23 protein-coding genes are annotated in these 23,048 nt (G+C 67.1%); 11 read left to right on the top strand and 12 right to left on the bottom strand.

What is annotated here, in order from left to right:
- Nucleotides 1-47: 47 nt before the first annotated feature.
- From OJI97_RS04080 to OJI97_RS04090, 3 genes are read right to left on the bottom strand one after another with little or no spacing between them, the layout of a single operon-like run.
- The gene (locus tag OJI97_RS04080) at nt 48-1,070 is read right to left on the bottom strand and encodes a sugar phosphate isomerase/epimerase (protein WP_297661381.1); all 1,023 of its coding nucleotides are present in this window, start codon (nt 1,068-1,070) and stop codon (nt 48-50) included.
- Nucleotides 1,071-1,093: 23 nt separating this feature from the next.
- Complete coding sequence (locus OJI97_RS04085; RefSeq protein WP_297661383.1) at nt 1,094-2,227, bottom strand: Gfo/Idh/MocA family oxidoreductase; 1,134 nt, start codon at nt 2,225-2,227, stop codon at nt 1,094-1,096.
- Nucleotides 2,228-2,283: 56 nt separating this feature from the next.
- On the bottom strand, nt 2,284-3,801 hold the full coding sequence (locus OJI97_RS04090) for a sugar MFS transporter (protein WP_297661385.1): 1,518 nt from the start codon (nt 3,799-3,801) through the stop codon (nt 2,284-2,286).
- A gap of 110 nt (nt 3,802-3,911) precedes the next feature.
- On the opposite strand from OJI97_RS04090, the gene OJI97_RS04095 reads away from it, so the two are divergent.
- On the top strand, nt 3,912-4,916 hold the full coding sequence (locus tag OJI97_RS04095) for a LacI family DNA-binding transcriptional regulator (protein WP_297661387.1): 1,005 nt from the start codon (nt 3,912-3,914) through the stop codon (nt 4,914-4,916).
- A 53-nt stretch (nt 4,917-4,969) separates the two neighbouring features.
- On the opposite strand, the gene OJI97_RS04100 is transcribed toward OJI97_RS04095, so the two are convergent.
- On the bottom strand, nt 4,970-6,658 hold the full coding sequence (locus tag OJI97_RS04100; RefSeq protein ID WP_297661388.1) for a GMC family oxidoreductase: 1,689 nt from the start codon (nt 6,656-6,658) through the stop codon (nt 4,970-4,972).
- A 14-nt stretch (nt 6,659-6,672) separates the two neighbouring features.
- Entirely contained in the window at nt 6,673-7,209 is a 537-nt protein-coding gene (locus tag OJI97_RS04105) for a gluconate 2-dehydrogenase subunit 3 family protein (protein WP_297661389.1), read from the bottom strand.
- A gap of 258 nt (nt 7,210-7,467) precedes the next feature.
- On the opposite strand from OJI97_RS04105, the gene OJI97_RS04110 reads away from it, so the two are divergent.
- The 5 genes from OJI97_RS04110 to OJI97_RS04130 all read left to right on the top strand — a co-directional run bounded on the left by OJI97_RS04110 (nt 7,468) and on the right by OJI97_RS04130 (nt 11,626).
- Nucleotides 7,468-7,857: a c-type cytochrome gene (locus tag OJI97_RS04110; RefSeq protein WP_297661390.1), complete on the top strand. Its 390-nt coding sequence runs from the start codon at nt 7,468-7,470 to the stop codon at nt 7,855-7,857.
- 89 nt (nt 7,858-7,946) lie between these two features.
- Nucleotides 7,947-8,918 (top strand): TIM barrel protein, encoded by a 972-nt coding sequence (locus OJI97_RS04115; protein WP_297661391.1) that lies wholly within the window; start codon nt 7,947-7,949, stop codon nt 8,916-8,918.
- A 257-nt stretch (nt 8,919-9,175) separates the two neighbouring features.
- Nucleotides 9,176-9,700 (top strand): hypothetical protein, encoded by a 525-nt coding sequence (locus OJI97_RS04120; protein WP_297661393.1) that lies wholly within the window; start codon nt 9,176-9,178, stop codon nt 9,698-9,700.
- Nucleotides 9,701-9,771: 71 nt separating this feature from the next.
- Nucleotides 9,772-11,091 carry a M28 family peptidase gene (locus tag OJI97_RS04125; RefSeq protein ID WP_297661395.1) on the top strand — a complete coding sequence of 440 codons (1,320 nt, stop codon included), beginning with the start codon at nt 9,772-9,774 and terminating at the stop codon, nt 11,089-11,091.
- 103 nt (nt 11,092-11,194) lie between these two features.
- A complete protein-coding gene (locus tag OJI97_RS04130; RefSeq protein WP_297661397.1) occupies nt 11,195-11,626 on the top strand; it encodes a PilZ domain-containing protein in 432 nt (143 codons plus the stop codon).
- A 178-nt stretch (nt 11,627-11,804) separates the two neighbouring features.
- Here the strand turns inward: OJI97_RS04130 and ctrA are convergent, their stop codons facing one another.
- Entirely contained in the window at nt 11,805-12,512 is a 708-nt protein-coding gene (gene ctrA / locus OJI97_RS04135) for a response regulator transcription factor CtrA (RefSeq protein ID WP_297661399.1), read from the bottom strand.
- Between the two features lie 197 nt (nt 12,513-12,709).
- A complete protein-coding gene (locus OJI97_RS04140; protein WP_297661401.1) occupies nt 12,710-13,645 on the bottom strand; it encodes a LysR family transcriptional regulator in 936 nt (311 codons plus the stop codon).
- A 285-nt stretch (nt 13,646-13,930) separates the two neighbouring features.
- Between OJI97_RS04140 and OJI97_RS04145 the strand changes: the two genes are divergently transcribed.
- The 3 genes from OJI97_RS04145 to OJI97_RS04155 all read left to right on the top strand — a co-directional run bounded on the left by OJI97_RS04145 (nt 13,931) and on the right by OJI97_RS04155 (nt 16,145).
- Nucleotides 13,931-14,626 carry a pirin family protein gene (locus OJI97_RS04145; protein ID WP_297661402.1) on the top strand — a complete coding sequence of 232 codons (696 nt, stop codon included), beginning with the start codon at nt 13,931-13,933 and terminating at the stop codon, nt 14,624-14,626.
- A gap of 84 nt (nt 14,627-14,710) precedes the next feature.
- Nucleotides 14,711-15,313, top strand: a complete 603-nt coding sequence (gene wrbA / locus OJI97_RS04150; RefSeq protein ID WP_297661404.1) for an NAD(P)H:quinone oxidoreductase — start codon at nt 14,711-14,713, stop codon at nt 15,311-15,313.
- 46 nt (nt 15,314-15,359) lie between these two features.
- On the top strand, nt 15,360-16,145 hold the full coding sequence (locus OJI97_RS04155) for a class III extradiol ring-cleavage dioxygenase (RefSeq protein ID WP_297661406.1): 786 nt from the start codon (nt 15,360-15,362) through the stop codon (nt 16,143-16,145).
- Here the strand turns inward: OJI97_RS04155 and queA are convergent.
- From queA to OJI97_RS04180, 5 genes are all read right to left on the bottom strand, one after another.
- Entirely contained in the window at nt 16,109-17,140 is a 1,032-nt protein-coding gene (queA, locus tag OJI97_RS04160) for a tRNA preQ1(34) S-adenosylmethionine ribosyltransferase-isomerase QueA (RefSeq protein WP_297661408.1), read from the bottom strand. The two genes, OJI97_RS04155 and queA, sit on opposite strands and share 37 nt — an antisense overlap.
- A 25-nt stretch (nt 17,141-17,165) precedes the next feature.
- Nucleotides 17,166-17,969, bottom strand: a complete 804-nt coding sequence (locus OJI97_RS04165) for a peptidylprolyl isomerase (RefSeq protein ID WP_297661410.1) — start codon at nt 17,967-17,969, stop codon at nt 17,166-17,168.
- A 97-nt stretch (nt 17,970-18,066) separates the two neighbouring features.
- On the bottom strand, nt 18,067-18,573 hold the full coding sequence (gene coaD, locus OJI97_RS04170) for a pantetheine-phosphate adenylyltransferase (protein WP_297661412.1): 507 nt from the start codon (nt 18,571-18,573) through the stop codon (nt 18,067-18,069).
- A complete protein-coding gene (locus OJI97_RS04175) occupies nt 18,573-19,454 on the bottom strand; it encodes a polyprenyl synthetase family protein (RefSeq protein WP_297661423.1) in 882 nt (293 codons plus the stop codon). Before OJI97_RS04175 ends, coaD begins: the two co-directional genes overlap by 1 nt.
- A gap of 44 nt (nt 19,455-19,498) precedes the next feature.
- Nucleotides 19,499-19,750: an exodeoxyribonuclease VII small subunit gene (locus OJI97_RS04180; RefSeq protein ID WP_297661414.1), complete on the bottom strand. Its 252-nt coding sequence runs from the start codon at nt 19,748-19,750 to the stop codon at nt 19,499-19,501.
- A gap of 225 nt (nt 19,751-19,975) precedes the next feature.
- Here OJI97_RS04180 and OJI97_RS04185 point away from each other — a divergent pair, with 225 nt between their 5' ends.
- Together OJI97_RS04185 and purL are read left to right on the top strand one after the other, a co-directional pair.
- Entirely contained in the window at nt 19,976-20,641 is a 666-nt protein-coding gene (locus OJI97_RS04185; protein WP_297661416.1) for a hypothetical protein, read from the top strand.
- Nucleotides 20,642-20,691: 50 nt separating this feature from the next.
- Nucleotides 20,692-22,947, top strand: a complete 2,256-nt coding sequence (purL, locus tag OJI97_RS04190) for a phosphoribosylformylglycinamidine synthase subunit PurL (protein ID WP_297661418.1) — start codon at nt 20,692-20,694, stop codon at nt 22,945-22,947.
- Nucleotides 22,948-23,048: the final 101 nt, after the last annotated feature.

The raw sequence follows: 23,048 nt of genomic DNA on the forward strand, positions 1-23,048 counted from the left end.
GGCCTCTCGATGGGGAATGCGGCTGGCCTCATCGGGCCGGAACCGGCTCAGCTCCTCTCCTTCCCGCCGGCGAAATTGTCGAACGCCCGATCGGTGACGCGAATGATATGATCGGCGATGAAACGGGCCCCTTCGCGTGCGCCATCCTCGGGATGCTTCAGGCAGCATTCCCACTCGAGCACCGCCCAGCCGGGGAAATCATATTGGGCCATCTTCGAGAAGATGGTGGGGAAATCGATCTGGCCGTCGCCGAGCGAGCGGAAGCGGCCCGGGCGGTCGATCCAGTCCTGATAGCCGCCATAGACGCCCGAGCGGCCGTTCGGGCGGAACTCGGCATCCTTCGCATGGAAGGCCTTGATGCGGTCGTGGTAGAGATCGATGAACGCCAGATAGTCGAGTTGTTGCAACAGCAGGTGGCTGGGATCGTAGAGGATGTTGGCGCGCCTATGCCCGTCGACCGCGTCCAGAAAGCGTTCGAAGGTCGCGCCGTCGTGCAGATCCTCACCCGGATGAATCTCATAGGCGACGTCGACCCCGACGTCGTCGAAGGCGTCGAGGATCGGGCGCCAGCGGCGCGCAAGTTCGGCGAACGCCTCCTCGATCATTCCGGCCGGGCGCTGCGGCCAGGGATAGAAATTCGCCCAGGCGAGCGCGCCCGAAAAGGTGACGTGCGTATCGAGGCCAAGGTTGCGGCTCGCCTTTGCCGCGAGGTGCAACTGTTCGGTCGCCCATTGCTGCCGCGCCTCGGGCCTGCCGTGCAGATGCGCGGGCGCGAAGGCATCGAACAGCCGGTCCTGCGCGGGATCGACGGCGATCAACTGACCCTGCAAATGAGTCGAAAGTTCGGTGATGCACAGGCCGTGCGCCGCCACCGTGCCGAGCAGTTCGTCGCAATAGGCGGCACTTTCAGCCGCCAGCACGAGATCGACCAGCCGCCCGCCGGTCGGAAGCTGGAGCCCCTTGTAGCCGAGCCCGGCCGCCCAGCGCGCCATGCCGTCGAGGCTGTCGAACGGCGGCGCATCGCCTTCGAACTGCGCGAGGAAGATGGCCGGACCTTTGATCGTTCGCATGAAAAACCTTTCGCGGGGAGAAATCAGGGGTGTGGGCCGGCATCTTCGACGGGTTCCCACGCGGCGCCCTGGGCCCAGGAGCGCAGCGCGGCGTCGACGAACAGCAATCCGCGCACGCCCTCCTCGATCCCGCAGAGCGGCGTTTGCGCGACGGGGGTCGCCGCGCGGATCGCGTGAGCGAAATCACGATAGATGGTCGCAAATGCCTCGATAAACCCTTCGGGATGCCCGGCCGGGAGACGCGTCGCCGCGGTTGCCGCCGGCCCCAGATAGGGCGAACCGGCACTCAGCACCTCGTCGGGGCGGTCGGGCCAGCATAGACGAAGGTGCTGGCTGTCGGCGTGCGACCAGGACAGACCGCCGCGCTCGCCCCAGATCGAGAGCCGCAAATCGTTGCGCGCGCCCGCCGCAACCTGCGTCGCCGCCACCAGTCCGCGCGCGCCGTCGGCAAAGCGCAGCAGCAAGGTCGCATCATCGTCGCGGAGGCGACCCGGCACGACCGACGCGAGATCGGCGAGCAGATGCTCGATCCGGTCGCCCGCCACATATTCAGCGAGGTTCAGCGCGTGGACGCCGATGTCCGAAATGCAGCCGCCGGCGCCGGTCTGTGCGGGATCGGTGCGCCAGCCGGCCTGCCTGTTGCCGCCCTGCTCGACCGGATCGGCGAGCCAGCCCTGCGGATATTCGACATGGACGCGGCGGATGCGGCCGAAATCGCCCCGCGCCACCCGCTCGCGCGCCTCGCGGATCAGCGGGTAGCCGGTGTAGGTATAGGTGACGGCATATAGCGCGTCCGACGCCGCGACATGGCGTCGCAACTCCAGCGCCTCGGCCAGCGTCGCGGTCGCGGGCTTGTCGCTGATGACGTGAACCCCGGCGGCCAGCGCTGCGGCGGCGATCGGCAGATGGGTGTCGTTCGGGGTCGCGATCGCGACGAAATCGATGCCGTCGGGCCGTGCGCGCTCCGCCGCGAGCATCGTCGCGACGTCGGGATAGGCGCGGTCGGGGTCGATGCCATAGCCAACCGCCGCCGCCCGCGAACGCTCATGGTCGCGGCTGAACACGCCCGCGCGCAGGCGGGCGAGCCCGTCGAGCTCCGCCGCCATCCGGTGCACCGGCCCGATGAACGAACCGGGGCCGCCGCCAACCATCGCCATGGCAAGGGGCGCCCTCGAAAGGGGAGGCATAACGGAGGGAGGGGTATCCGAACCCGTCATGCCTCCCCCCGCGTCGCCGCCAGCGTCACCGGCGCATAGCCGCCACGCGAGCGGAAGAAGAGGATCAGCGCGAGATAGATGAGGAGCATCAGCACCGGCAGCAGGGCGACCTCGCGCAGCGCGCCCTTCTTGCCTTCGACGACGACCGTCTCGATCGCCTGCTTCTCGGCCGCGGGCGCCTCCGCGACCGCTGCGGCGTCGAGCGCGCGATAGGAGCCGAACACGCCCTGCTTGCCGTCCGCCAGATAGATGTCGGCGAGCCGCGTCTCGTGCGCTCGGTCATAGGCGGCGAGCCCGGCGGCGGTCGAGCGGTCCTGAATCGTGCCGAGCAGGCTGGCCCCGACGATGCCCGCGGCCAGCATCCCCGCGCCCGCCATCACGTTCACCGTCACCGCGCCGCCGCGCGGGAAGCGTTCCGATGCGACCGCCAGGCTGGTGCCCCAGAAGAAGCTCTTGCCGATGCCATAGAGGGTCGCGGCCAGCAGCAGGGCCGCGCCGTTGGCGCCCGCCATCCAGAACAGGCCGATCGCGGCGAGCGCCGACGCGGCGGCGAGCGTGCCGAGCGGAGTCGCGACCCGCACGATCGCCCCCGCGAACAACCGGATGACGAAGACGATCGCGGCGGTATAGACGAGCACCCACCCGGCCTCGATCCCCCAGCGCGCCATCTCGGGCTCCATCAGCGAGACGATCCAGCTATCGGTGCTGAGCTCGGTGATCGCGAGCGGGATCATCACGAGGACGAGGATGATGTAGAGCGGATGCCCCGCCGAGCGGGCATAGACGCCATAGACGGCGGTCAGCGCCGCGATGGCGGAGACGATCGCCCAGCCCGGCAGACCGGCGACGCGGCCGATCTCCATGCACATCAGCGACAGGATCACCAGAGCGCTGAGGAAGCCCGCTTCCTTGAGCATCTCGCGATAGGAGACGCCCGCCGCCACGCGCTCGCTGACCGGAAAGCGCTGACCGATCAGCGCGATCGCATAAATGAGGACGGGAACCGCCATGATCGCGGTCTTGACGCGCCAGTCGACCGCCCCGCCGAGCGCGATCGCGAACAGGCCGCCCAGCATCAGCCCGAGCGGCCAGGCCGCGTGCAGCCGGTTGAGCCAGCGCGGCTTGTCCTCGTGATAGAGGGTCGCGATCAGCGGATTGGCGGCCGCCTCGACCGCGCCGTTGCCCAGCGCCATGATGAAGGTGCCGATATAGAGCGGCCAATAGCCGCTCGCGGTCACCAATATGCCGAGGCCCACGATATGGCAGGCGGCGGCAAAGCCGAAGGTGCGGCGAAAGCCGATGCGGTCGATCACAAGGCTGAGCAGGACGATGGTGATCGCGAAGGGCCACAGGCCGACGCCGAGCAATTCGCCCTTCTCGGTCTCCGAAAGCCCGAAGGCGACGCCCCATTCGTCGACGACCATCGCACGCAGCACGAAGCAGAAGGAGGTCGCGGTGATCGCGGCAAAGGAAATGCCGAAAAGCCGACGCCGCGAATCGCTGGACCCGTTCATACCCCTCTCCCTCGTTATGTAATGGATTACATTATGCACAGCGGCGTTGTATCGCAAGGCCAATAATATTAATGCCCACAAGGCTTTTCACGAAGAGAGACATTTTTCCGATGACGACGATTGCAGATGTCGCGCGCGCCGCCGGGGTTTCCACCGCCACCGTGTCGCGCGCGCTGAGCAATCCCGACGCGGTCAGCGAACCCCGGCGCAGCCTGGTCCTGCAAGCCGCCAAGGCACTGGGATATGCCCCCAATTATGCGGCGAAGAGCCTGCGGACGACCCGGTCGCAGCGCATCATCCTGACCGTTCCCGACATTTCGAATCCCTTTTTCTCCGCCGTCATCCGCGGCGCCGAGGAAGCGGCGCTCGCGGCGCGCTATTCGCTGCTGATCGGCGACACCCACCATGACGCCGAGCGCGAGGAATATTATGCGTCGATGCTATCGCGGCGCGAAGCCGACGGCATGATCTTCCTCGGCCATCGCCTGGCGCCGACCGCGGTCGCGCTGGTCGCGAAAGAGGGCGCCGAAGCGCCGATCGTCAACGGCTGCGAATTCGAGCCGGGGCTGAACGTATCGAGCGTCCACATCGCCAATGCCGTCGCGGCGGCCGAAGCGGTGCAGCACCTTTACGACCTGGGGCATCGCCGCATCGGCGTGATTACCGGCCCGCTGCTGAGCCCGATCAGCCGCGATCGCCTGAGCGGCGTCCAGGGCGCCGCCGCCGGACGGCGATTGTGGAACGAGGTGCTGGTGCGGACCGGCGACTTTTCGGTCGATTCGGGCGAACAGCTCGCGCACGAATTGCTGAGCGAGGACAATCCGCCGACCGCCCTCTTCTGCTTCAGCGACGAAATGGCGATCGGCGCGATCGCGGCGCTGCGCGACCGCGGGCTCGATTGCCCGCGCGACGTGTCGGTGGTCGGCTTCGACGACATCCGCTATGCCCGCGCCTTCCACCCAGCGCTGACCACGGTCAGCCAGCCCAAGGAAGCGATCGGGCGCAAGGCGGTCGAGATGCTGCTCGATATTCTCGAGAAGAGGGCGCAGGGGCTGTCGTCGATCACCCTGCCCCACCAGCTCGTCGTCCGCGCCAGCACCGCCCCGCCGCCTTAGGTCATTCGGCCTCGTCATTGCGAGCGGAGCGAAGCAATCCAGAGCGGTTTAACTCAGAGCTGCCCCGCCTTCATCCGTTCGACCGCATGGTTGGCGGCGCGCGCCGTCAGCGCCATATAGGTCAGCGACGGATTCTGCGCCGCCGTCGACGCCATGCACGCACCGTCGGTGACGAACAGATTGGCGACCTCGTGCGACTGGTTGAAGCCGTTGAGGTAGGAGGTCTTGGGATCGCGTCCCATGCGCGCCGTGCCCATCTCGTGGATCGCAAGGCCGCCGGGCGGGATCGCGGTGCGGATCGCCTGGACGCCGAGCGCGCCCCCCGCGGTCAGCATCGCCACCGCCTCCTTCGATATATCCTCGGCCATCAATTTCTCGTTCGCGCCCCATTCGAACCGCGTGTTGAGGATGGGAATCCCCCATTTGTCCTTCTTCTGCGGATCGAGGCTCAGCCGGTTGTTGTAATAGGGGAGGCATTCGCCGAAGCCCGCGATATAGATGAACCACGGACCCGGCTCGCGCAGCGACTGTTTCAGCGGCGCGCCGAACCCCGGCGTCATCGCCCCGCGCGTCCAGTTGGCCCGCGCGGCGGCGCCCTGCAGGCCATAGCCGCGCAGGAAGGGCGCGTCCTTCTTCGCCACATTGCGGAAACGCGGCATGTACAGGCCGGCCGGGCGGTTGCCGATCGGATGGCTGTCGAGCATTCCCGGCACGATGCCGAAGGCGCCGCCGGTCATCAGATGGTCCATCAGATAATGGCCGAGAACCCCGCTGCTGTTGCCGAGGCCGTCCGGATAATCCTCGCTCGTCGAATTGAGCAGGATCTGCGTGGAACCCAGCGTCGAGGCGTTGAGGAAGACGATCCGCCCGCGATAGGTGGTGCGCGTCCCCTTGTTCGCGTCGATCACGCGCACACCCGAAACCTTGCGCGTCGCGGGGTCGTGATCGAGCCCCTCGACGATCGCATCGGTGACGATGGTGAGATTGCCCGTCGCCTGCGCCGCGGGAAGCGTCGAGCTGATCGAGCTGAAATAGGAGCCGGTCGAGCAGCCGCGCTGGCACGGCCCGCAATAATGGCACGCCGCGCGGTCGCCCAGATCCTGCGTCAGGATCGCCGACGGCGCGATCATCAGCCGGCGGTCGGGATAGGTTTTCGCGATTCCGTCGGCGACATGCGCTTCGCAGCGATTGAGCGGCATCCCGGGCTGGAAACGACCGATCGGCGCGGTGGGGGCGTCATAGTCCGACTGCCCCGACACGCCGATGAAGCGTTCGACATGGTCGTACCACGGCTGGATATCCTCATAGCGGATCGGCCAGTCGACGCCGTGGCCGTCCTCGGCATTTTCGGTGAAGTTGATCGGCCCCAGCCGCGGCGTGACCCGCCCCCAGGTGATCGAGCGGCCGCCGAGATGATAGCCGCGAATCCAGCTGAACGGATTTTCCGCATCCTGCCCATAGGGGTGCGCGCTGTCGTCCACGAAGAACTGCTCGGTCGCCTCGCCAAAGGCATAGCAGGTGCGCTGGATCGGATAATCGCGCGCATAAAGATGGCGGTCGCCCAGGTTGCGGAAGGGAAATTCCCAGTCGGCCTTGTGCTCGCCGACATAATCCTCCGGCGTGATCGACCGCCCGCGCTCGATGAGCAGGACCTTCAGTCCCTTTTCGGTCAGTTCCTTTGCCGCCCAGCCGCCCGAAATGCCCGAGCCGACGACGATCGCATCGAAATCCTGATTCGACATGATGATGCTCCCGCTTAGTAGGCGCTGAAAGGCGACAGCGAATAAAGGATGAAGGAATCGGCCCGGTCGCCCGGCTTGAACGGCGCGTCGGGCACATATTCGTTCGGGACCATGTCGAGCCGCAGCTCGACCGAGGCGCCGAGTTCGCTCGTATAATAGCCATAGACGGTCAGCCGCTTCATCAGCGCCGCAAAGGGCGTGCGCGCCCGGCCGCCAGCCGGCGCGGGCGCCGCCATCGCAGCCTCGGCAGCGGCAAGCTGTTCGCCGAACCAGCCGTTCTTCTGCGCGTCATCGAGGCCGGCGAACGGCCTGCCATATCGTGCCGCCGCGCCCTCGGCGAACGCCGCCATGCCGTCCATGAAGTTCGCCCGCTCGGCGGGATCGAACCAGTCGGAGATCATCATCTCGACAAAGGCCGGAACCCCGGCCGCCTTGGCGCCGCCGGTATCGGTCGCGGGGATGATCGTTTCGGCGACCTCGGCGATCAGCGCGCGCGTCGCTGCGGGCCAGGGATCGGCGGCGGCCACCGCGGCGCGTGCGGCCGGAGCCATCAGACTCACGCCAAGAAATGCGGCAAGTTTCAGCATGTCGCGACGGCTTGCAAAAACGCCGTCGGCAGTCGCACGGGGTGGCATTGACCTCTCCCTCATTTCTGTTATGCCTTCGACGTAATCGATTGCACATGTCCTTGCAAGATCATAATTACAAAGGTTCAAAAGAAGGATTTTATCCGAAAAACCTCATTTGTAATTGATTACAAATTTACGGAGATGCACAAGCATGAACCGTATGAAATGGAGAGAATGCCGATGCTTCGGTTCGCTATCATCGCCCCGGTCGCCGCCGCCGCACTGAGCCTTGCGGCGGGCTCGCTCGCGCAGACACCGAAGGCGGCCCCCGATCTCGCCAAGGGCCGCACCGCCTTTCAGGCGTGCGCCGCCTGCCATTCCGACAAGCCCGGCGTCAAGCGCCTGGGCCCGAGCCTCGCCGGCCTGTTCGGCAAGCCCGCCGCGCAAGTGAAGGGCTTCACCTATTCGCCCGCGCTCGCCAAGGCGAAGCTGCGCTGGGACCGCAAGACGCTCGACAAGTTCATCGCGAGCCCCAAGTCGGTCGTTCCGGGCAATCGCATGACCTATCCGGGGGTGTCCGACCCGGCGAAGCGCGCCGCGATCGTCGATTATATCGAAAGCCTGCGCTGACGGCGCTTAGGGGAAAGCCCCGATCAATGGAAAATACAGGGATGGAAGAGGATATGAAGATGAAGGGTCGCCGCATCGCTCCACTCTTGATGATGTCGTCCGCGCTCGCCGCGGGAGGCGCCGCCGCGCACGACCATGGCGCACCGCATAAGGCGTCCGAGGCGGCACAGTGCCTTGGCCTGCCGGCCGAGAAGATCGCGATCCAGACCTACACCTTCGCGCCCGTACTCGCCGGCATCCCTATCCCCGCGGAATGGGACACGCTGCCCGCAGGCGAAAAATTCGAGCGCCTCAAGCCTTTCTTCGCCAAGCTGGCCGGCGCCAAACCCGACCCCGCCCGCCTGGCCTCGGTGCTCAAGCAGATCGCCGACATGGGCTATCGCAATATCGAGGGGATGGACCTTATCGGCGGCAGCGATCCCGCCGCCTATGCCAAGCTGCTGAAGGACAACGGCCTGCAAGCCGTCGCCAGTCACGGCGCGCTCGACAAGACGAAATGGCCGACGCTGCTCGCCGAGGCGAAGGCGCGGGGCCAGCGCTTCATCGGCTCCGGCGGCTTTGGCGGACCGGGTCTCGACACGCTCGACCATGTCCTCGAAACCGCGCGCAACCTCAACGAACTGGGCGAAGCCGCGGCGGCCGAGGGACTGACCCTCTATGTCCACAACCACACCGGCGAGTTCGACAATCGCTTCCTCTATGATCATGGCGACGGCAAGCCGGTGATGACGAGCGCGTGGGAAATCGTCGCCGCGAATACCGATCCGCGTTTCGTCCAGTTCGAAATCGACGTCTTCTGGGCGCGGCTGGCGTTCAAGCCCGATCGCTTCGACGATCTGCTCGCCTTCCTCGAAAAATATCGCAGCCGCATCGCGCTCCTGCACATGAAGGATCTCGCGCCCAACGGCGCGGTTACCGACATGGGCAAGGGCACGACCGACTGGCGCCGCGTCATCGAGGCCGCCGGTCCGCAGATCGCCTATTATATCTATGAGTTCGATTTTCCGTCCGACCCCGCGAAAGCGGCGAAGATCGGATTCGACTATTTGAGTTGCGGCTGACGAGAGCGCCGCGCACCAAATCAGCCTATGGCAAACAACGACCGTCCGCCTTGCCTCCCCCGGCCGGCGGCGAGGCGATCCAATTGCCCGTCAGCGACGGCCTCATCGATCTTTGCCGGCGCGCCAAAAGCTGAACCCCGGCAAAACCAAGGCTGAACCGCAGATAAGCGGAGGGTTCAGGGCCGCGTCACCGCCGAATCGGTAAAAGGGCTCCAACAGGCCGCACGGGCGTGCCTGCGCTTATTGGAGACCGAACCATGGCTATGAAAACTTCCTTCACCAGGGCCGCGATTGGTGCGGCCACTGCCGGCGCGATGCTGGCCAGCGCCGCGCCCGCCGCAGCGCGCGATCGCTATGATCGCGACGGGATCAGCGCGGGCGAGATCATCGCGGGCGCCGTCGTGCTCGGCGGCCTGGCCGCGATCCTGTCGAGCGGCGACAACGACCGCTATGACCGTTACGACGACCGCTATCGGGGACGCTATGACGATCCGCGTTACGGCTATGGCTATGACTATAGCCGCTATGGCGACAGCCGCAGCGCCGTGAGCCAGTGCGTGCGCGCGGTCGAGCGCGGGACGAGCCGTTACGGCCGCACCGACGTCACCCAAGTCACGAGCATCGACCGCAAGCGCGACGGCTACAAGGTCAAGGGCCGCGTCGTCGTCCGCGACGGCTATGGCGGTCGCTGGGGCCGCGGCGGTTACTATGACAAGGGCAAGTTCAGTTGCGACATCCGCTATGGCCGGGTCGTCGATATCGACTATTCTGGCTTGCGGTAAGAACGTCTCAAAGCCCCTCCTCTTTTGGAGGAGGGGCTTTTCTTTGCGTGCGGGGCGGGGCATGAAACCCCATGCTTCGTCACACCCTCGCAGCCGCTCTGCTCCTCGCCACCCCCACCCTCGCCGCCGCCAGCGACGAAACCCCCGCCGCCGATCCGGCGCGGCTGAAGATGCTGGTCGAAAAGCTCGTCTCGTTCGGCACACGCCATACGCTATCTTCCACGACCGATCCCAGGCGCGGCATCGGTGCGGCACGCAATTGGGGTGCCGCCGAATTCGCGCGGCTGTCGAAGGCGTGCGGCGGCTGCCTGACCGTCGAGCGGATCAGCGACCGCTTCGAGGGACCGCGCGCGCCCGACGGCGTCATCGTCGAGGATGTGCTGGCGATTCAAAAGGGCAGCGACCCCGGCCGCGTCATCATGATCGCCGGCCATATCGACAGCCGGGTAACCGACGTCATGAACATCACCGCCGACGCGCCCGGCGCCAACGACGACGGGTCGGGCACCGCGCTGGTGCTGGAGGCGGCGCGACTGCTGTCGCAGCACAAGCATCGCGCGACGATCGTCTATGCGCTGCTGTCGGGCGAGGAGCAGGGTCTGTGGGGCGGCAAGCTGCTCGCGCGCCATGCCAAGGAAAAGGGGTGGCAGGTCGTCGCGATGCTCAACAACGATATCGTCGGCAATACGCGCGGCACCGACGGCACGATCGTCGACAACCGCGTCCGCGTGTTCAGCGAAGGTATTCGCGCGTCGGAGGATCTGGCGGCGCAGCTTGCGCGGCGCGGGATCGGCGGCGAGGACGACGGCCCGTCGCGCGCGCTTGCCAAGGCAGCGGTGCGCGCCGCCGAGCGCCATCCCGCGATCGGGCTCGAAGTGCTCGCGGTGCGCCGCCCCGACCGCTTCCGCCGCGGCGGCGACCATATGCCGTCGCTCGAACTCGGCTATCCGGCGATCCGCTTCACGGTCGGGATCGAGAATTACGACCGCCAGCACCAGGATCTGCGGACCGAGAACGGCCGCATTTACGGCGACACGGCCGACGCGATGGACTTTCCCTATCTTGCCCGCGTCACCGCGCTCAACGCCGCGCTCGTCACCGAGCTGGCCGACGCCCCGCCGGCGCCGGCGCAGGTCGGGATCGACGGTGCGCTCAGCTCGAATACGATGGTGCGCTGGACGCCGGTCGACGGCGCGGCCGCCTATCGCGTCTATTGGCGCCGCGGCGACCGCCGCGACTGGTCCGATTCCCGGCTCGTTCCGGCGACGGCGGGAACCGAGCTCAATCTGCCCGGTGTCGTCGTCGACGATAATTTCTTCGGGGTTTCCGCGGTTTCGGAGGACGGCAGCGAAAGCATCGTGACCTTCGGCGGGCTTCCGCTCGTCCCATAAGGATCAAACACGCTATACGAAAATTTACCTTCACGCGTTAAGACGCGGCAGGGACCAAAAGAACCGGCTCGCGTGGGGGTAGCCGGAGTTGATGGGTCGCACCATGCCAAGTCCCGAGGCAACCGCCTCACCCGCTCCGACCGAAAAGCGCCAGCCGCGCCAATCGCGGCTGGTGAAGGCGACGCTCAGCTGCAAACGGCTCGGTGCCTTCGACGTCACGATCCGCAACGTCTCCGAAACCGGGCTCGGCGGCCAGGGCCCGCATGTCCTGCAAATCGGCGAGCGCATGACGGTGCTGCTGCCCGGCCATGAAGCGATGGCGGGCACGGTCCGCTGGGTTGCGGGCAAGCGCTTCGGCATCGAAACCGACCGGCCGATCGAAACCGCCAGCCTGCGCGCGGCACACGGCGACGAGCTGCGCACCGCGGACAGCACCGCCGACTTCCAGATCGTCCCCGCGCCCAAGCTCGACACCTGGCGGCCGGGGCTGACGCAGGTGAGCCGATTACCGGGGCATTATGGGCGGAAGCGGTGAGGCGTTAACGACGGCTGTGGGGTGGGAAGCGGCCGTAACCGATCCTCCCCGGCACGGGGAGGAGATCTTGTCCGCTTCCGGTCGCTAACCATTCCCGCCCACTCAGCACGAAAAACCGGCGCGGATCGCTCCGCGCCGGCTCTCGGGTATAACTCGCGTCGGAGCTATGGCTGGCGCGTCAGGCGACCCGGCGCACTTCGTTGCCGTCGTCGTCGATGTCGCGCAGCACATAGCCGCGGCCCCAGACCGTCTCGATGTAATTTTCGCCGCCGCAGGCAAGCGCGAGCTTCTTGCGCAGCTTGCAGATGAAGACGTCGATGATCTTGAGTTCGGGCTCGTCCATGCCGCCGTAAAGGTGGTTGAGGAACATTTCCTTGGTCAGCGTCGTGCCCTTGCGGAGCGAAAGCAGCTCCAGCATCTGATATTCCTTGCCGGTCAGATGGACGCGGACGCTGTCGACCTCGACCGTCTTTGTGTCGAGATTGACCGCCAGCTTGCCGGTCTTGATCACGCTCTGGCTGTGGCCCTTCGAGCGGCGGACGACCGCGTGGATGCGGGCGACCAGCTCGTCGCGGTGGAAGGGCTTGGTGACATAATCGTCGGCGCCGAAGCCGAACGAGCGCACCTTCGAATCCATTTCCGAAACGCCCGACAGGATCAGCACCGGCGTCTGCACCTTGGCGGTGCGGAGCTTCTTGAGCACGTCATAGCCGTGCATGTCGGGCAGGTTCAGGTCGAGCAGAATGATGTCGTAATCATAGAGCTTGCCCAGATCGAGGCCTTCCTCGCCCAGATCGGTCGTATAGACGTTGAAGCCCTCGGTGGTGAGCATCGTGTCGATCGCCTTGGCGGTCGTCGGCTCGTCCTCGATCAGCAGTACGCGCATTGGGCACCCCTTGATTCTGTTCCCACGATGATCCCGCGACCCGTCCGCGCAACCCTCGCTGGATGTCGCCGACGCGCCCCTGTTGCAGGACTGCCGGAACATTAACCATGAAACCAATGAAGGGAAAAGGTTAATTTTGATTTAACCCGCGGAAATCCACGAGTCGCGATGGGTCGCGCGCCGCCGCTCCGGCGCATTCATCCCTCGCGCTGCGCCAGAAATCGTTCGTGCGCGCCGGTGCAGGACGGCTTCAGCGTCTCGACGAGATAGTCCGAAAGCGCGCGCACGCGCGCCGGCCGCAGCCGCGACGGCGGCGACAGAAGATGGAGATGCGCCTGCGGCAGCGACCAGTCGGTGAGGATCGGCACCACCGCCCCCGACGCCAGTTCCTCGGCCGCGATGAAGTCGGGCAGCACCGCGATCCCGCCACCCGCGACGACGAGCGGCACCATGATATCGCCGTTGTTCGCGAACAACGGGCCGGTCGGCAGCACGGTCGCCTCCTCGCCCTTGCGGTGGAAATGCAGCGGCGTCGCGCGCTGGCGGTGGCCGTAACCGATCAGCCGGTGCCCGGCGAGGTCGAGCGGATGCTTCGGCACCCCATGTTTTTCGAGATAGGCGGGGCTCGCGATCACCGACGCCGCGACCGGCGCGATCGTGCGCGCGAGCAGGCTCGAATCCGCAAGCGGTGCAATCCGCAAGGTCAGGTCGATCCCCTCGGCGACCGGATCGTTGCGCGCGTCGCTGAGCAGCACCTCGATCTCGACCGCCGGATGCCGGTCGAGGAAGGCGGCGAGCGGCGGGCCAAGCACCTTGATCCCGAAGCTCATCGGCGCCGCGAGGCGGATCGGACCCGCAAGGTCGAGCCGGTCGCCGCGCGCCGCCTCGGTCGCCGCGGTCGCCGCCGCGACCATCGCACGCGCCTCGTCGATCAGTCCCGTTCCCGCGGTCGACAGCGTCACGACGCGCGAACTGCGGTGGAGCAAGGTGATGCCGAGCGACGCCTCGAGCCGCGTCACCGCTTTCGACACGCTCGCCTTCGACAGGCCGAGCGCGGCGGCGGCGGCGGTGAAGCTGCCGCCGTCGGCGACCGCGACGAAACAGGCCCAGCCTTCATAATCGGGAAGCGCCATTCCACTCTCCTTACGCCCTCCCCTTCAGGGGAGGGCAGCGAGACTTGGCAGCGTGCTGCCTAGTCGCAGCGGGTGGAGGCCAGAGACCTTGCGCAAGGCCGATGCCCCCCCACCCCAACCGCTCCCCTGAAGGGGAGGGGCTTACACATGCTGTAGCTCCAAAATAGAAACAATGGTTTTCCATCTACGCTATTTTCGAAACGATCCAAGCGTCTATCTTGTCCTCAACAGATGAACGCCGCCGGGCATGCAGTCCCGGAGGCAGCAAGAGAAAGGACAAGCCCGATGATCGACATTCGCAAATTCGACACGCTGGGCCACGCCAACCACGGCTGGCTCGACGCCCGTCATCATTTTTCGTTCGCCAACTATTATGACGAGGGCCGTATGGGCTGGGGCGCGCTGCGCGTCTGGAACGACGATGCCATCGCGGCGCAGGCGGGCTTTCCCCCGCATCCGCACCGCGACATGGAAATCATCACCTATGTCCGCAGCGGCGCGATCACGCACCGCGATTCGATGGGCAACAGCGGCCGCACCGCGGCGGGCGACGTCCAGGTGATGAGCGCCGGCACGGGCGTGACGCACAGCGAGTTCAACCTTGAGGATGAGGAAACGACGCTGTTCCAGATCTGGATCATGCCCGACCGGAACGGCGGCAACCCCGGCTGGGGCGCGCGCCAGTTTCCCAAGGCCGACCGTTCGGGTCAGTTCGTGACGCTGGCGAGCGGGATCGAGGGCGATGAAGCGCTGCCGATCCGTGCCAATGCCCGCGTGGCGGCGGCAACGGTCAATGCCAGCGAGCGCGTGTCCTACGACCTCGAAGACGGGCGCCATGCCTACCTCGTCGCCGCCAAGGGCCGCATCCGCGTCAATGGCACGGACGCCGATCCCCGCGACGGCATCGCGCTTCGCGATGTCGGAAAGATCACCGTCGAGGCGCTCGACGACGCCGAACTGGTGCTGGTCGACAGCCTCTGAGCCTCTCCCCCGGGCCGCCGCCCTTCCCCCTCCCCCGGCGGCGGCCCACCCCATTTCGGTTTTCATCAACGAAAGGACGACATGATGGCAAAGGTTCTGGTGCTCTATTATTCGAGCTATGGTCATATCGAGCAGATGGCCGACGCGGTTGCCGAGGGCGCGCGCGCCGCGGGCGCCGAAGTCGATATCCGCCGCGTTGCCGAGACCGCACCGGCGGCCGTGGCGCAGGCGGCGGGCTTCAAGACCGACACCGCGCACCCGCTGCTGAGCGACCCGAACGAACTCGCGAACTACGACGCGATCGTCGTCGGCACCCCGACGCGCTTTGGGCGCATGGCGGGCCAGATGGCGAGCTTCTGGGACACCGCCGGCGGCGTCTGGGCGCAGGGCAAGCTGACCGGCAAGGTCGGCGCCGCCTTCACTTCCTCGGCCACGCAGCACGGCGGGCAGGAGACGACGCTCTTCTCGATCCTCACCAACCTGCTCCACTTCGGGCTGACGATCGTCGGACTCGACTATGGCTATGCTGGCCAGATGGGGGTCGACGAGGTCAAGGGCGGCGCTCCCTATGGCGCGACGACGATCGCGAACGGCGACGGATCGCGCCAGCCGAGCGAGGCCGACCTCGGCGGCGCGCGCTATCTGGGCGAGCGCGTCGCGCGGACCGCGGCGAAGCTGATCGCCTGATCCGATGCGCCGTCTCCCGAGCCTTTTCGTTTCGCACGGCTCGCCAATGATGGCGCTCGAGCCCAGCCCGGCGCGGACCTTCCTCGCCGGGCTGGGTGCCGATCTGCCGCGTCCGCGCGCGATCCTGGTCGTGTCGGCGCATCACGATGCAGCGTTCGAGGGCGGCCGCGCGACCGTCACCGCCTCGGCCGCGCCGCCGACCATCCACGATTTCGGGGGTTTTCCCGACGAACTGTTCGCGATGCGCTATCCCGCGCCGGGCGACCCGGCGCTGGCCGAACACGTCATCGCGCTCGTCGCCGGGCAGGACCTGACCGTCACCGCCGACCCCGAACGCGGGCTCGACCATGGCGCGTGGGTGCCGCTGTCGCTGATCTATCCCGCTGCCGACATTCCCGTGGTCCAGCTTTCGATCGCCTCGAACGCTTCGCCCGAGTGGCATTATGCGCTCGGACAGGCGCTCGCGCCCTTGCGCGACGAGGGTGTGCTGATCGTCGGTTCGGGGAGCATCACGCACAACCTCCGCGCCTATTTCACCACCCGCCCGCCGATCGACGCCCCCGCGCCGGCGTGGGTGAGTGATTTCACCGACTGGATCGCGGACCGCTTGGCGGCGGGCGCGATCGACGACGTGCTCCACGCGATCGAGCGCGCCCCGCACGGCCGCGACAATCATCCGACGCCCGACCATATCCTGCCGCTGTTCGTCGCGATGGGCGCGGGCGCCGACGCGGACGGCCTCGCGGCGAAACGGCTCCACGACAGCACGACCTATGCCGTGCTGGCGATGGACGTCTACGCCTTCGGCAGCAGCAAGCTCGCGTCGCCATAGCTGTAGAAGCGATAGCCGCCCGCGATCGCGTGGGCGTAAGCGGCCTGCATCGTCTCCAGCCCCATCAGCGCGCTGACCAGCATGAACAGCGTCGAGCGCGGCAAATGGAAATTGGTCATCAGCCCGTCGATCGCCTTGAAACGATAGCCGGGGGTGATGAAGATCGCGGTGTCGCCCTCGAACGGGGCGATGCGGTCCGCGTCCTGCGCCGCGCTTTCGAGCAGGCGGAGGCTGGTGGTGCCGACGGCGATCACCCGGCCGCCCTTCGCGCGCACCGCATTCAGCCGGTCGGCGGTCGCGGCGTCGATGCGACCCCATTCGGCGTGCATGACATGATCGTCGGTGTCATCGGCCTTGACCGGCAGGAAGGTGCCGGCGCCGACGTGGAGGGTCAGCGTCTCGGTCGCGATGCCCGCCGCATCCAGTGCGGCCAGAAGTTCGGGGGTGAAATGCAGCGCCGCCGTGGGGGCCGCGACGGCGCCGTCCTTCTCGGCGAACATCGTCTGATAATCGCTGCGGTCGGCGTCGTCGGTCGCGCGCTTGCCCGCGATATAGGGCGGCAGCGGCATCGTGCCCGCGCGTTCGAGCAGCAGTTCGACCGGCTCGTCGCCCGCAAAGGCAAGGACGAAACTGCCGTCGGCGAGGCGCTGTTCGGCGACCGCCGCGACCCCCGAACCGAAATCGACCGTCTCGCCGACGCGCAGCCGCTTCGCGTTGCGGATGAAGGCCTGCCAGCGACGGAGATCGATGCGCTTGTGGAGGGTAGCACCGATCTTCGCCTCTCCGCGACGGCCTTCGAGCTGCGCGGGGATGACGCGGGTGTCGTTGAAGACGAGACAATCGCCAGCGCGCAGCAAGGCAGGCAGGTCGCGAACGCCGTGATCGCTTATGGAGCTTCCTTCGACGACGAGCATCCGCGCCGCATCGCGCGGGCGCGCGGGACGGAGCGCGATACGCTCGGGCGGCAGATCGAAATCGAAGGCGTCGACGCGCATGGCTATTAGCGCGTCCCTTGGCGCGTTACCGCTTGAGCGGGGCGTTGAGCTCGTCGACCGAGACCGCGGGCGGCGCCACCGGCTGATCCTCGACCAGCGCCGAGGCGGGCGGCATCGGCTTGTTGTCGGCGGCGACCGACATCTGGACGATGCGCGACATCACCGCGGGCGGCTCGCCCTTATGGATCGCGTCGATATATTGCATCCCCGACACGACGCGCCCGAAGGCGGTGTAGCGATGGTCGAGGCTGAAGCGCGGCTGGAGCATGATGAAGAACTGGCTGTTCGCGCTGTCAGGGCTTTCGGCGCGCGCCATCGACAGCGTGCCGCGCAGGTGCGGCGTGTCGTTGAACTCGGCCTTGAGGTCGGGAAGCTGCGATCCGCCCTGCCCGGTCGCGGTCGGGTCGCCCGTCTGCGCCATGAAGCCGTCGATCACGCGGTGGAACTTGATCCCGTTGTAGAAGCCGGCGCGGGTCAGTTGCTTCAGCCGCTCGACATGGTTCGGCGCGACATTGGGATAGAGCTGGACGACGACGCGCCCGCCCGTCGAAAGGTCGAGGTCGAGCATATATTCGGGATTGCCGATATATTGGTCGGGCGTCATCGCCGGGACCGCGGGCGCTTCGGCCGCAGGCGCGGCGTCGGTCGAAGCGGGCGCTGGAGCGGGCGTCTCGACCGGCGACGGCGCGGGCTCGGCCGGCGCGGGCGCGGGCGGCGGGGCTTCGCTACCTTGCGGCGCGGGCGCGGGGGGCACCTCCTGCGCGGCGGCCGACGCCGCGAGGCCGATCGCCATCGCCGTCAGGATCAGGGGGCGGAAGGAAAGTTTCATGCTGGATCGGCCTCTTGTCGAATCTGAATATGCGCCCCGCAGGCCGCGACCTAGCGGGAAAAAGCTGAACGCTCAATGATTGGGATGATACGCCGGGTCAGGCTTCGCCCTGGCGAACGCCGCGTTCGTCGATCCGCGCCACCACCGCATCGCGCACCGCGGGGGTCACGAACTTGCGGATGTCGCCGCCGAAGATCGCGATTTCCTTGACGAGGCGCGAGGCGATCGGCTGCAAGCCGACGTCGGCCATCAGGAACACCGTCTCGATGCGGTCGTTGAGCTGCTGGTTCATGCCCGCCATCTGATATTCATATTCGAAATCGGCGACCGCGCGCAGCCCGCGCACGATGACGGTGGCGCCTTCGCGCTCCGCGAAATCCATCAGCAGCGAGTTGAAGCCGGTGACGCGGATATCGCCGTCGATCGACGCGACCTCGGCCCTGACCATCTCTATGCGCTCGTCGTCGTCGAACAAAGGCGATTTGGTGATGTTCGTCGTCACTCCGATCACCAGCCGGTCGACCAGCTTCGCGCCGCGCCGGATGATGTCCATATGGCCGAGCGTGATCGGATCGAACGTCCCCGGATAAACCCCCACCCGCATCAATGGTCCCTTTCCACCACATAGCGCGCGATCGCGCGCAGCAGCGCCGCCTCTTCGCCGAAACCGGCAAGATGCGCAATCGCCTGATCGACGAGCAGCCGCGCCTGTTCGCGCGCGCGGTCGAGCCCCATCAGCGTCACGAAGGTCGCCTTGCCCGCCGCATCGTCCTTGTGCAGCGCCTTGCCCGCCAGCGCCTCGTCGCCCTCGACGTCCAATATGTCGTCGGCGATCTGGAAGGCGAGCCCGATATCGCGGGCATAGCCGCGCAGGGGCCGGCGCCCCTCGGCGGGAACGCGCGCGAGGATCGCTCCTGCCTCGACCGAAAAGCCGATCAGCGCGCCGGTCTTGAGCTGCTGGAGCCGGGTGACGGTCGGCAGGTCGAAATCGGCGGTCTCGGCGACCAGGTCCATCATCTGCCCGCCCGCCATGCCCGACGGTCCGGCGGCGCGCGCGAGCTCGCCGCAGAGCTCGGCACGCACGAACGGGTCGCCGTGCGTCGCGGGGTCGCACAGCCATTCGAAGGCGAGCGCGTGGAGCGAATCGCCCGCGAGCACCGCGGTCGATTCGTCATAGGCGCGGTGAACCGTCGGCTTGCCGCGCCGCATGTCGTCATCGTCCATGCACGGCAGATCGTCGTGAATCAGCGAATAGACATGCATCGCCTCGACCGCCGCGCCGACGCGCAGGCTGGACGCGCGGTCGACGTGGAACAGATCGCCCGCGGCGCGGACGAGCAAGGGGCGGAGCCGCTTGCCCCCCGCGATCGCGGCGTGGCGCATCGCGTCATAAAGGCGCGCGCGCGGGTCGGCGGGGACGGCGAGCAGCCGGTCGAACAGCGCATCGATCCCGGCGGCGACCTCCTCCTGCGCGGCGGGCAGCAGATGCGCCGCCTGGGTCGTATCACCGTCGGCGAGAGCCACCCGGCTCAGCTTTCGCCGAAGGGCGTGGTTCCCGCCGGCTGGCCGTCGGCGCCCAGGCTGACCTGTTCGATCCGCGCCTGCGCGGCGGCGAGCCGCGCTTCACAATGCTGGCGCAGCGCATGGCCGCGTTCGTAGAGTGCGACCGATTCCTCGAGGCTGACGTCGCCGCTTTCGAGCCGGCGGACGATGGTTTCGAGCTCGCCCATCGCGGCCTCGAACGACAGGGCGGAAATCTGCGGTGCGGGGGTGTCCGTCATGCCCCCTGCTTTGGCCCCTTCGCCCCCCCGCGGTCAAGTGCGGTCAGGTCGCGCCGATTTCTTCTCCCCCGTCACCCCGGACTTGATCCGGGGTCCCGCTTTCAGGCGGCGACTAGCGGGACCCCGGATCAAGTCCGGGGTGACGAAGAGCGGTAAATCACGCCGCGCCTTTCCATGCCGCTGTCCCGGCTTGACGCCGCCGCGCGGCGCGATAGCATCGCCCCCATGTTCATCGGCCATTTCGCCCCTGCCCTGATCGCCGCCACGCGGCCGAAGGCGGCCGGGCTCGGCACCTTGTTCGTCGCCGGACAGCTCGTCGACATCGGTTTCGCCGCGCTGCTGATCCCGGGGGTCGAGGCGATGCGGATCGTCCCCGGCATCACCGCGATGAACCCGATGGACCTCCACCACATGCCCTATACGCACAGCCTGCTCGGCGCGGCGCTGTGGGCGGTCGCCTTCGGCCTGCTCGTCGGGTTCGGCACCAGGCGGCGCGAGGCCGCGATCGGCGCCGCGATCGTCGTCCTTTCGCACTGGTTCCTCGACCTGATCGTCCATATTCCCGACCTCACCCTGTTCGGCGCGCCGCCGAAGCTCGGGCTCGGCCTCTGGAATCATCCGCTGGCCGAAATGCCGCTGGAAATCCTGCTCACCTTCGGCGCGCTGCTTTATTATGCGCGGCGCACCGCGGCGCCCTCGGGCTCCATCCGGCTGTGGGTGCTCGCCGGGCTGCTCGCGCTGGTGCAGACGATCGACTGGTTCGGGCCGAAGGAGCCCGTCTATTCGCTCGCGATCCCCGCGACGATGCTCGCCGCCTATGCCGTGCTGGCGGGCACGGCATGGTGGGCGGGGGCGAACCGGCGACCCGTCACCGCACCATCCCGGGCATAAAAGCCATCAAGGGTCTGTTCCTATCGCGCGCGCGCGGCTAAAGGCGCGCCATGACTCAGACAGCAGCCGCGCCCGCCTCCGTCATCACCCCCGCGATCGTCGCCGACCACGGCCTCTCGCCGGAAGAATATGAGCGCGTCCTCGCCGCGCTCGGGCGCGAGCCGAACCTCGTCGAACTCGGCATCTTCTCGGTCATGTGGTCCGAGCATTGCAGCTATAAAAGCTCGCGCATCCATTTGAAAAAACTGCCGACCGAGGCCCCCTGGGTGATCTGCGGTCCCGGCGAGAATGCCGGCGTCATCGACATCGGCGAAGGCCCGGACGGCAAGAAACTCGCCGCCATCTTCAAGATGGAGAGCCACAACCACCCGTCCTACATCGAACCCTATCAGGGCGCGGCGACCGGGGTCGGCGGCATCCTCCGCGACGTGTTCACCATGGGCGCGCGTCCGGTCGCGAACCTCAACGCGCTGCGCTTCGGGCGGCCCGATCATCCGAAGATGAAGCACCTCATCTCGGGCGTCGTCCACGGCATCGGCGGCTACGGCAATTGCGTCGGCGTGCCCACGGTCGGCGGCGAGGTCAATTTCCACAAGGCCTATGACGGCAATATCCTCGTCAACGCGATGACCGTCGGCGTCGCCGAGCAGGACAGGATTTTCTATTCGGCCGCGAGCGGAGTCGGCAATCCGATCGTCTATGTCGGGTCGAAGACCGGCCGCGACGGCATCCACGGCGCGACGATGGCGTCGGCCGATTTCGGCGAGGATGCCGAGGAAAAGCGCCCGACCGTGCAGGTCGGCGATCCCTTCACCGAAAAATTGCTGATCGAGGCGTGCCTCGAACTGATGGCGTCGGACGCGATCGTCGCGATCCAGGACATGGGCGCCGCGGGCCTGACCTCCTCCTCGGTCGAGATGGCGTCGAAGGGCGGCGTCGGGCTGCACCTGAAGATGGACGATGTGCCGCAGCGCGAGACCGGCATGACGGCCTATGAGATGATGCTGTCCGAATCGCAGGAACGGATGCTGATGGTCCTGAAGCCCGGCGCTGAGGATTTCGCCGCCGCGATCTTCCACAAATGGGAACTCGACTTCGCCGTGATCGGCACCGTCACCGACACCGGCCGCATGGTGCTGGAGCATAAGGGCGAGATCGTCTGCGACATCCCGCTCGCCCCGCTCGCCGACGACGCGCCGCTCTATGACCGCCCGCACGTCCCGACGCCCAGCCCCGCGCCGCTGACGAACGTGCCCGAGACAAAGGACGTCGCCGCCGACCTCAGGACGCTGATGGGTTCGCCCGACATCGCCAGCCGCCGCTGGATCTGGGAGCAGTACGACAGCCAGGTCGGCGCCGACACGGTGCAGACCGGCGGCGACGCGGCGCTCGTCCGCATCCACGGCACCAACCGCGCGCTCGCGATGAGCACCGACTGCACCCCGCGCTATTGCTATGCCGACCCGGTCGAGGGCGGCAAACAGGCGGTCGCCGAAACGTGGCGCAACATCAGCGCGGTCGGCGCGACCCCGCTCGCGATCACCAACTGCCTCAATTTCGCCAACCCGCAGCGGCCCGAGATCATGGGGCAGATCGTGGGCTGCCTCGACGGCATGGGCCAGGCGTGCCGCGCGCTCGACTATCCGATCGTGTCGGGCAACGTCAGCCTCTATAACGAGAGCAAGGCGACCGGCGGCGGCAGCGCGATCCTGCCGACTCCCGCGATCGGCGGCGTCGGGGTGATCGACGACCTGACCAAAGCGGTCGGCATCGGCTTCAAGCGCACCGGCGACATCGTGCTCGCGGTCGGCGAACGCGCTGGCCATCTCGGCCAGTCGGTATGGCTGCGCGAAATCCACGGCCGCGAGGAAGGGCCGCCGCCGCCCGTCGACCTGCGCGCCGAAAAGCGCACCGGCGATTTCATCCGCCACGCAATCAATGCGGGCTGGATCACCGCCTGCCACGACGTGTCGGACGGCGGCGTCGCGGTGACGCTCGCCGAAATGGCGCTGAAGTCGGACATCGGCGTGCTGGTCAGCGAGGAACAACCGTTCGGCATCGCCGAAAGCTTCTTCGGCGAGGATCAGGGGCTGTATCTGGTCACCGTCTGCGACACCTGCCTCGCCGACTTCCTCGATGCCGCGAACCGCGCCGACGTGCCGGTCGACCCGCTCGGCCGCACGATCAAGGACCGCATCGTCTTCGAACTGCCCGAGAGCGACCATCAAGTGACGCTGGCCGAGCTGCGCGCGGCGCATGAGGGGTTCTTCCCGGCGCTGATGGGAGCGGACGCGGCTTTGGCGTAAATCGTCATTGCGAGCGTAGCGAAGCAATCCAGAGCGGTGTACGTCTCTCTGGATTGCTTCGCTGCGCTCGTAATGACGATGGGAGAGGCTGCCTACGCCGC

The sequence above is a fragment of the Sphingopyxis sp. genome (genome assembly GCF_025869345.1).
In the GTDB taxonomy this organism is placed as follows: domain Bacteria; phylum Pseudomonadota; class Alphaproteobacteria; order Sphingomonadales; family Sphingomonadaceae; genus Sphingopyxis.